The organism is Streptomyces sp. NPDC052107 (assembly GCF_040680215.1).
Lineage (GTDB): Bacteria > Actinomycetota > Actinomycetes > Streptomycetales > Streptomycetaceae > Streptomyces.
Window position 1 is genome coordinate 63,948 of the sequence record NZ_JBFAWG010000035.1, and the last position, 8,138, is coordinate 72,085.

The 8,138-nt window shown below is 73.0% G+C and carries 6 protein-coding genes and 1 pseudogene; 4 read left to right on the plus strand and 3 right to left on the minus strand.

Annotated features, from left to right (window positions below; all coding sequences use genetic code 11):
* Positions 1 to 103 precede the first annotated feature (103 nt).
* Positions 104 to 1,227: pseudogene (locus AB0M27_RS29450) on the plus strand (glycoside hydrolase family 6 protein).
* On the opposite strand, the gene AB0M27_RS29455 reads toward AB0M27_RS29450, so the two are convergent.
* Positions 1,182 to 2,585 carry a solute carrier family 23 protein gene (locus tag AB0M27_RS29455; RefSeq protein ID WP_365725880.1) on the minus strand — a complete coding sequence of 468 codons (1,404 nt, stop codon included), beginning with the start codon at positions 2,583 to 2,585 and terminating at the stop codon, positions 1,182 to 1,184. The pseudogene AB0M27_RS29450 and the gene AB0M27_RS29455 sit on opposite strands and share 46 nt — an antisense overlap.
* Positions 2,586 to 2,729: 144 nt before the next feature.
* Here AB0M27_RS29455 and AB0M27_RS29460 point away from each other — a divergent pair, with 144 nt between their 5' ends.
* Together AB0M27_RS29460 and AB0M27_RS29465 are read left to right on the plus strand one after the other, a co-directional pair.
* On the plus strand, positions 2,730 to 4,010 hold the full coding sequence (locus tag AB0M27_RS29460; protein WP_365725882.1) for an alginate lyase family protein: 1,281 nt from the start codon (positions 2,730 to 2,732) through the stop codon (positions 4,008 to 4,010).
* A gap of 76 nt (positions 4,011 to 4,086) precedes the next feature.
* Positions 4,087 to 4,545, plus strand: coding sequence for a thioesterase family protein (locus tag AB0M27_RS29465; RefSeq protein ID WP_365725884.1), 459 nt, complete (start codon positions 4,087 to 4,089; stop codon positions 4,543 to 4,545).
* On the opposite strand, the gene AB0M27_RS29470 is transcribed toward AB0M27_RS29465, so the two are convergent.
* Complete coding sequence (locus AB0M27_RS29470) at positions 4,505 to 5,719, minus strand: MFS transporter (protein ID WP_365725886.1); 1,215 nt, start codon at positions 5,717 to 5,719, stop codon at positions 4,505 to 4,507. The two genes, AB0M27_RS29465 and AB0M27_RS29470, sit on opposite strands and share 41 nt — an antisense overlap.
* A 131-nt stretch (positions 5,720 to 5,850) precedes the next feature.
* On the opposite strand from AB0M27_RS29470, the gene AB0M27_RS29475 reads away from it, so the two are divergent.
* On the plus strand, positions 5,851 to 7,116 hold the full coding sequence (locus AB0M27_RS29475; RefSeq protein WP_365725889.1) for an ROK family transcriptional regulator: 1,266 nt from the start codon (positions 5,851 to 5,853) through the stop codon (positions 7,114 to 7,116).
* A gap of 102 nt (positions 7,117 to 7,218) precedes the next feature.
* On the opposite strand, the gene AB0M27_RS29480 is transcribed toward AB0M27_RS29475, so the two are convergent.
* Positions 7,219 to 7,962 carry an NAD(P)H-binding protein gene (locus AB0M27_RS29480; RefSeq protein WP_365725892.1) on the minus strand — a complete coding sequence of 248 codons (744 nt, stop codon included), beginning with the start codon at positions 7,960 to 7,962 and terminating at the stop codon, positions 7,219 to 7,221.
* Positions 7,963 to 8,138: the final 176 nt, after the last annotated feature.

Here is an 8,138-nt window from a genome sequence, read left to right on the forward strand (position 1 = left end):
TGCGGAGGGGATGCGAGGGGGGAGTGGCACCGTGTCGGGCTTACGTGCCCGGCGCCTTGCCGAGCGCCGGGCCGCGCGCGGGCGTGCCGTACGGCACGGGGTGATGGCCGTGGTGGCCCCGGTGGTGGCCCTGGCCCGCTGCGTCACCGGTGTGATCGCGGCGCTGAGCGCTCCGCGGGAGGGCCGTGATGGGCCGTCGGCCGTACGCGGGTGCGTTGTGGTCGATCGCCCGCACACGGCGGCAGCCACAGGTCGGACACGGCCCCGCGCCCCCTCGGGGCGCGGCCGGACCGCAGCGACTCCCGCCCCGGCCCGAGCCGGAAGTCAGGAGCCGACAGCCCCCGTGTCACCGCTCCTCTACCGCCACTCCGGCTCCCAGGTGCTCGAACGGGTCCGTAGTCATCCCGACGATCCGCGCACCGCCCTCATCGCCTCCCGGATCGCCGACCGGCCGGCCGCGGTGTGGTTCACCGACCCGGACGTGGAGACCATCGCCGCCCGGGTGCGCGTGGTCACCGCGGGGGCGGCGGCGCGGGACCGGGTCCCGGTACTCGTGCCGTACGCGATCCCGGACCGCGACTGCGGCGGCGCCTCGCGTGGCGGTGCGCCGGACCTCGCGGCCTACGACGCCTGGATCGACGCGTTCGCCCGGGGCTGGGCGCGGGTGAGGTGATCGTCGTCCTGGAGCCGGACTCGATCGCCCAGTCGGACTGTCTGCCGGACGCCGACCGCGCCGCCCGGTTCGCCTCCCCGGCCCGCGCCGGCCGGGTCCTGAAGGCGGCGAACCCGAAGGCACGCGTCTACTACGACGCCGGCCACTCCGGCTGGAACCCGCCGGCCCGGCAGGCCGCGCTGCTGAGGCCGGCGGGAGCGGCCGAGGCCGACGGCGTCTTCAGCAACGTCTCCAACTTCCGCACCACCGCCGACGAGATCGCCTACGACCGTCAGGTCCTGGACGCGCTCGGTGGCGCGGCGAGCCTCGGCGCCGTGATCGACACCAGCCGCAACGGCAACGGCGCCCCGCCGGACGGCCGGTGGTGCGACCCGGCCGGCCGCAAGATCGGCCGGGCGCCGACCCTGCACACCGGCGAGGCCCGGATCGACGGCCATCTGTGGGTGAAGCCGCCGGGCGAGTCCGACGGCTGCCGGGGCGCGGCCGGGACGTTCACGCCGTCGTACGCCTACGACTTGGCGCGCGGAGCCCCCTCGCCGGCCTCCGCGTCGTAGGCGGAGGTGCCCTCGTCCAGCAGCGGCTCCTGCTTCTTCAGATGGGCCGGGGCGAAGGCGCGCAGCGCGTGGTAGCCGGTGATGACGACCAGGGTGCCGAGGGCGATGCCGCTGAGCGAGAAGTTGCTGGTGAACTTCAGGCTGACGTTGCCGACGCCGATGATGATGCCCGCGGCGGCCGGCACCAGGTTCAGCGGGTTGCGCAGGTCCACCTTGCCGTGCAGCCAGATCTGGGCGCCGAGCAGGCCGATCATGCCGTAGAGGATCACGGTGATGCCGCCGAGGACACCGCCCGGGATCGCGGCCACGACCGCGCCGAACTTCGGGCAGACGCCGAAGAGCAGGGCGAAGCCGGCCGCGGCCCAGTAGGCGGCGGTGGAGTAGACGCGGGTCGCCGCCATCACGCCGATGTTCTCGGAGTAGGTGGTGTTCGGCGGGCCGCCCACCGCGGTGGACAGCATGGACCCGACGCCGTCCGCCGAGATCGCCGTACCGAGCTTGTCGTCCAGCGGATCGCCGGTCATCTCGCCGACCGCCTTGACGTGGCCCGCGTTCTCCGCGACGAGGGCGATGACGACCGGCAGCGCGACCAGGATCGCCGACCACTGGAAGGACGGACCGTGGAAGTGCGGCAGGCCGATCCAGTCGGCCTTGGAGACGCCGGAGAGGTCCAGGCGCCAGTGATCGGTGACCTTGCCGCTCGGACCCATGGAGTGGATCTTGCCGAAGATCCGGTCGAAGGCCCAGGAGATGCCGTAGCCGAAGACCAGCCCGAGGAAGATCGCGATACGGGACCAGAAGCCGCGCAGGCAGACCACGGCCAGCCCCGTGAACAGCATGACCAGCAGGGCCGTCCACTGGTCCTGCGGCCAGTAGGTGGAGGCGGTCACCGGGGCGAGGTTGAAGCCGATCAGCATGACGACCGCGCCGGTGACGATCGGCGGCATGGCCGCGTGGATGATCCGCGCCCCGAAGCGCTGCACCGCGAGTCCCACCAGGAACAGCGCAACACCGACGACGAACACCGCGCCGGTCACCGTGGCGCTCGTGCCCCCCTGTGCGCGGATGACGGCGGCCACGCCCACGAACGACAGGGAACAGCCCAGATAGCTCGGCACCCGGCCGCGCGTGGCGAGCAGGAAGATCGCGGTCGCCACGCCCGACATCATGATGGCCAGGTTCGGGTCGAGGCCCATCAGGACGGGCGCCACGAAGGACGCGCCGAACATCGCGACCACGTGCTGGGCGCCCAGGCCCACCGTGCGCGGCCAGGAGAGCCGTTCGTCGGGGCGTACCACCGCTCCGGGCGCGGGCGTACGCCCGTCACCGTGCAGCTTCCAGCGCACGCCGAGATCCATGGGGCAGTTTCGCTTTCTTACGTACGTGAAGACGGTCCGAACCATTGTCACGGGTAACGAGCGGTTCTACGCTCGCACGGTCCTACTCGTGAACTCAGTTCATGTATCTGACCCACGCTGATCGATGACAGATCGGAGTGCTCGATGAGTGGAAGATCCCGTGCGGCCGCGCTGCTGGCCGCGGTGGTGACGTTCGGCGCCGCGCTCGTCCCGTCCGCGCACGCCGCGTACGCCCCCTCCGCGCACGCCGCGCCGAAGGCCCCGCGGACCGCCGTCCTCGACGGCGACCGCCTCCAGCAGGCCCGCGCCCGCCTGGACCACGACCCCCGACTCCAGCGCGCACTGCGGGACTTGACCACCCGCGCCGACACCTGGCTGGACCAGGGCCCCTGGACGGTCGTCGACAAGCCGAGACCCGCACCCGGCGGTGACGTCCACGAGTACCTGAGTCAGGCCCCCTACTGGTGGCCCACGACCACCCCCACCGCCGACAACCCCTGGGGCTGCCCGTACGTCCAGCGCGACGGGCAGCGCAACCCGGAGGTCGACAGCGGAACGGACCGGCAGGACGCCGAAAAGGTCTTCGACTCGACGTACGACCTCGCGCTCGCCTGGTACTACACCGGCAAGCGCGGCTACGCCGAGAAGGCCGGGCGGATCCTGCGCACCTGGTTCCTGGACCCGGCCACCCGGATGAACCCCGACCTGGACCACGCCCAGTTCATCCCGTGCAAGTACGACGGCCGGGCCATCGGCATCATCGACTTCTCCCAGTCGTACACCAGCGTCCTCGACGCCCAGGCGATCCTGGCCGCCGGGGCCCCCGGCTGGAGCGCCGAGGACCGTACGGCGATGGGCAAGTGGAACGCCGACTTCCTGAACTGGCTGAAGAACAGCGACTTCGGCGAGCAGGAGGGCGCGGCCGCCAACAACCACGGCACCTTCTACGACATGCAGCTCGCCGCCCTCGCCTACGCCACCGGCGACACCGCCCTGGCCCGGCGGACCGTGCTCGACGCGCGCGGCAAACGGATCGACCCGCAGATCGCCGGCGACGGCAGCCAGCCCCAGGAGCTCGCCCGCACCCGCAGCTGGCACTACTCCACCTTCGACCTGGTCGCCTACACCCGGCTCGCGGCCATCGGCCGGCATGTGGGCGTGGATCTGTGGTCGTATCGGGGCCCGGACGGGCAGAGCCTGTTCAAGGCGATCGACTATCTGCTGCCGGCCGCGACCGGCGCCGCCGCGTGGCCGCACCCGGAGCTGGAGTTCCACCGGTACGCGGCCACCGACGTCGTGCACGCGGCCGCCGACGCCGGGGACACGGCGGCGAAGGCGGCCGTGGCCGGACTGGAGGCACCGCCCGGGGGAGACCTGTGGGCGCTGCGGCCCGCCGCCGAGCAGCTGGACTCCATCGCGGGCTGACCGGCCCCCGGCCGGGGCTCCTGAGCGGTCGCTTAGTATGGAACCGTCCCAGCAGCGATGTTCAGGAGCCCGCCCCGTGACCGCCGAAGCCCCGATCGCGCCCGTCGTCTCCTACGGCCGGCTGATCCCCGTCACCGTGCACTTCGACGACCTCGACGCGCTTGGCCTCCTGCACAACGCCCGCTACCCGCTGCTGGTCGAGCGCGCCTGGACCGAGCTGTGGAACGCGCACGGCGTCCGCTTCGACGGCGACTGGCACGCGGCCGGCGACGCCTGCAACGCGGTCCGCGAACTGCGCATCGGCTACGAGGCACCCGTGACCAGCCCGGGCACCTACGCCGTTCACCTCTGGCTGGACCGGCTCGGTACCACCGGTCTGACCTACGGCTTCCGCTTCTGCTCGGCCGACGGGACGCGGACCTACGCCCAGGGCACCCGGGTGCTGGTCCGGCTCGACGCCGCGACCCTGCGCCCGGCGCCCTGGTCCGACGCCTTCAGGGCCGTGGGTCGGGAACTGCTGCGGCCGGCCGGCTGACCTCGGTCCGGCCGCCGCGCTCGGCGCCGCGCAGGACGCCCGCGAACACCGCGAGCCCGCACGCCAGCGCCGTCACCACGCAGAACGACACCACCAGGCTGGTCGCCTGGGCCACCCCGCCGATCAGGCTCGGTGCGATCAGGCCCGAGGTGTAGGTGATCGTCGCCACGCCCGCGATGGCCTGGCTGGGGTTGGGCCCGGCATGCCCTGCCGCCGCGAAGCACAGCGGTACGACGACCGCGATGCCGAGCCCCATCAGCGCGAACCCACCCATCGCCACCGCCGGATACCCGGCGAACACGATCAGCAGACCGCCCAGCACGGCCAGGAAGCCGCCGGCCCGGACGGTGCGGACCGCGCCGAACCGGTTCACCACCGCGTCCCCGGCGATCCGGGCCACCGCCATCGTCAGCATGAAGCCGGTCGTGCAGGCCGCCGCCACACCGGCCGAGCTGTCCAGCCGGTCCCGCAGGAACACGGCCGACCAGTCCAGGCTCGCGCCCTCCGCGAACACCGCGCAGAAGCCGACCGTGCCGATCAGCAGCGCCGAGCGCGGCGGCAGTGCGAAGCGCGGCGGCGGCTCCTCGTCCTCCGCCGGCTGCAGGTCCAGCACCCAGGTGCAGGCCACCAGTCCGAGCACGGTCAGCACGGCCGCGGCGAGCGAGAAGTGCAGGCGGGCGTCTGCGCCGAGGTGTGCGGCGAGCGTGCCGGCCGCCGAGCCGATCAGCGCGCCCGCGCTCCACATGCCGTGTAGCCCCGACATGATCGACTTGTCCAGCAGCCGCTCGACCTCGACGCCGAGCGCGTTCATCCCCACGTCGGCCATGCCGGCGCTCGCGCCGTAGGTGAACATCGCCAGGCACAGGGTGTACAGGTTCGGCGCGAAGGACGGCAGGACCAGCGACAGCGTCCACAACGCGAGCAGCCCGCGCAGGGCCGTACGGCTGCCGAAACGGTGGCTGATCCGGCCCGCCAGCGGCATCGCGCACGAGGCGCCGAACGCCGTGAAGGCCAGGGCGAACCCCAATTGTCCCGCACCCAGTGAGGCATGGTCCTGGATCCACGGCACCCGGGTGGCGAACGTGCCGGTCACGGCGCCGTGCACGGCGAACACGGCCGCCACGGCGTACCGGGCGCGCCTCACCTCGTCGCGCGCGAAGCCCACGTCACTCATGTTCCGGTCCCTCCCCACAGGTCGCCCTCGCGGCACGCGCCGTAAACTATCAGGGACCCTGCCTGATAGATAGACGGTTTTACGGCCGCCGTCGACGTTCCACGGTGCGTCGATCTGGGAGGATTCCCGTCATGCCCGCATCACCCAGCACCGCCCGGGCCATCAACGACCGGCTGGCCCTGCGCCTGTTGCAGCAGGAAGGCCCGCTCACGGCCGGGCAGTTGAAGCAGCTGACGGGTCTGTCCCGGCCGACGGTCGCCGACCTCGTGGAACGGCTCACGGCCGCCGGGCTGATCACGGTGGTCGGCGAGTCCGGCGAGCAGCGCCGGGGTCCCAACGCCCGGCTGTACGGCATCGTCGCCGGCCGTGCCCACCTGGCCGCGCTCGACGTCCGCACCGGCGGTGTCTTCGTCCTGGTCTCCGACCTCGTCGGACGGGTGCTGGCCGAGGCGTCCGTGCCGATCGGCGGCGACACCGGGACCGGTAGCGCCGTGGAACAGGCGGTGGCCGCGGTGGAGCGGACGGCGAAGGAGGCCGGGGCGGATCGGCTGCACACCGTCGGCATCGGCGCTCCGGGCCTCATCGACCCGGCCACCGGCGACCTGCGCGACTCCGGCGGGCTGCCCGAGTGGCATCGCAGCCTGGCCGCGGCCCTGCAGGAACGGCTGCCCGGGGCCCGGGTCACGGTGGAGAACGAGACCAACCTCGCTGCTCTCGCCGAACAGAGCGAGGGCGCGGCCCGGGACCGGGACACCTTCGTCCTGCTCTGGCTGGGCCATGGCGTGGGTGCGGCGGTCGTCCTCGACGGCAGGCTGCGCCGTGGGGCCTCGGGCGGCACGGGCGAGATCGGCTTCCTGCCGGTGCCGGGCACCGACTCGCTGCCTTCGGCGAGGGACTGCGACGGAGGCTTCCACTCGCTGGCGGGGGCGGCGGCGATCGGCGCCCTGGCGGCGGAGCACGGCCTGCCGGTACCGGCCACGATGGACGGACCGGGCGCGGCGGTCGTGATCCGGGAGGCCGTGGCGGAGCTGACGCGGGAGCCGGACGATTCCGGTACTGCCCGTCCCGGTCCCGGGCGCCCCGCCGGTTCGGACGATTCGGCTGCCGAACGGCCCGCCGAGCGCTTTCTCCACGCCCTCGCCGACCGGATCGCCGTCGGCGCAGCGTCCGTGGTGGCCGTGCTCGACCCCGGCTGTGTGGTGCTCGGCGGAGAGGCCGGACAGGCCGGCGGCACAGCGCTCGCGGGGCTGGTGGAGGAGCGGCTCCGTCGCATGTCACCCCTGCTCACGGAGGTGCGGCCGAGCACCGTCGGCGGCACGGCGGTCCTGCGCGGCGCCCTCCTGACCGCCCGCGACCGCGCCCAGGACGACCTGTTCGCACCCCAGGACCGCAACTGACCGTACGCCGCCCGCTCTTCCGCGAGAGCCACCGGTTGCCTGGTGCTCACCTCCCCGGTGCCCCGCGAACCGGGACCGATCGCCCCGCCCCGACGCCCTGTGTCAGCCGCCGAAGCGGCGCCCCAGATACTCATCGAACGTCGTCTTCCCCACTGCCTGTTCCGGCGCCAGCAATCCGCCCTCCCGGCAGGCGCGATAGGCCCGGCCGAACAGCGGCACCCGTGCCACCGCGCGGCGCCGTCCGGTCGCGCGGAGGTAGGCGCGGGCCAGCGAGTCCAGGGACCGCACTTCGGGGCCGCCCATGTCCGCCACCCGTCCGGCCGGCGCGGCGAGAGCCAACTCGACCAGGCGGTCCGCGACTTCGGTCACCTCCACCGGCTGGTCCGCAACCCCGGCGGGGAGCAGCATGACGGGCGGCTTGGCCAGTCCGCCGAGAATCGTGACCAGCAGGTCGTGGAACTGGGTCGTGCGCAGGATGGTCCAGCCGAGGCCCGACGCCTCCATCCGGTGTTCCACGGCCAGCTTGGTCTTGTAGTAGTCGAGCGGGACCCGGTCGATGCCGACGATGGAGATGTAGACCAGATGGCCCACCCCGGCCCGCCGCGCCGCCGCGATCAGGTGATCGGCGGAGGTCGCGTCGCCGCCCCGCTGGGTGGTCGCGCAGTGCACCACAGTGTCCACGCCCTCGAGCGCGGCGTCGAGCGCACTGCCGCCCACGCGCAGATCGACGGCGTACGGCTGCGTGTGCCGGCTGAGCACCCGCACCGCGTGCCCGTCCGCCCGCAGCCGCTCCGTCACGCACCGGCCGAGCGTGCCGGTCCCGCCGGTCACCAGGATCGTGGTCATGCTGTTGACGTCCCTCCGGACTCGGGCGCCCTTGGTCGGAGCACCCTCTCCCGCTGAGACCACGCAGCCCCCCGGAAATGTGGCCCTGTCTCACTTTCGGTGGTGACGTAGCGTGCTGTTATCCAAGGAGGATGCGGTGGCGGAGCAGGGTGAAGCCTGCTCGTCCGTGCATCTGG

Coding starts and splice junctions, on each gene's coding strand:
- AB0M27_RS29460 (WP_365725882.1), top strand. CDS start 2,730: ATGAGTGGAAGATCCCGTGCGGCCGCGCTGCTGGCCGCGGTGGTGACG.
- AB0M27_RS29470 (WP_365725886.1), bottom strand. CDS start 5,719: ATGAGTGACGTGGGCTTCGCGCGCGACGAGGTGAGGCGCGCCCGGTAC.
- AB0M27_RS29455 (WP_365725880.1), bottom strand. CDS start 2,585: ATGGATCTCGGCGTGCGCTGGAAGCTGCACGGTGACGGGCGTACGCCC.
- AB0M27_RS29475 (WP_365725889.1), top strand. CDS start 5,851: ATGCCCGCATCACCCAGCACCGCCCGGGCCATCAACGACCGGCTGGCC.
- AB0M27_RS29480 (WP_365725892.1), bottom strand. CDS start 7,962: ATGACCACGATCCTGGTGACCGGCGGGACCGGCACGCTCGGCCGGTGC.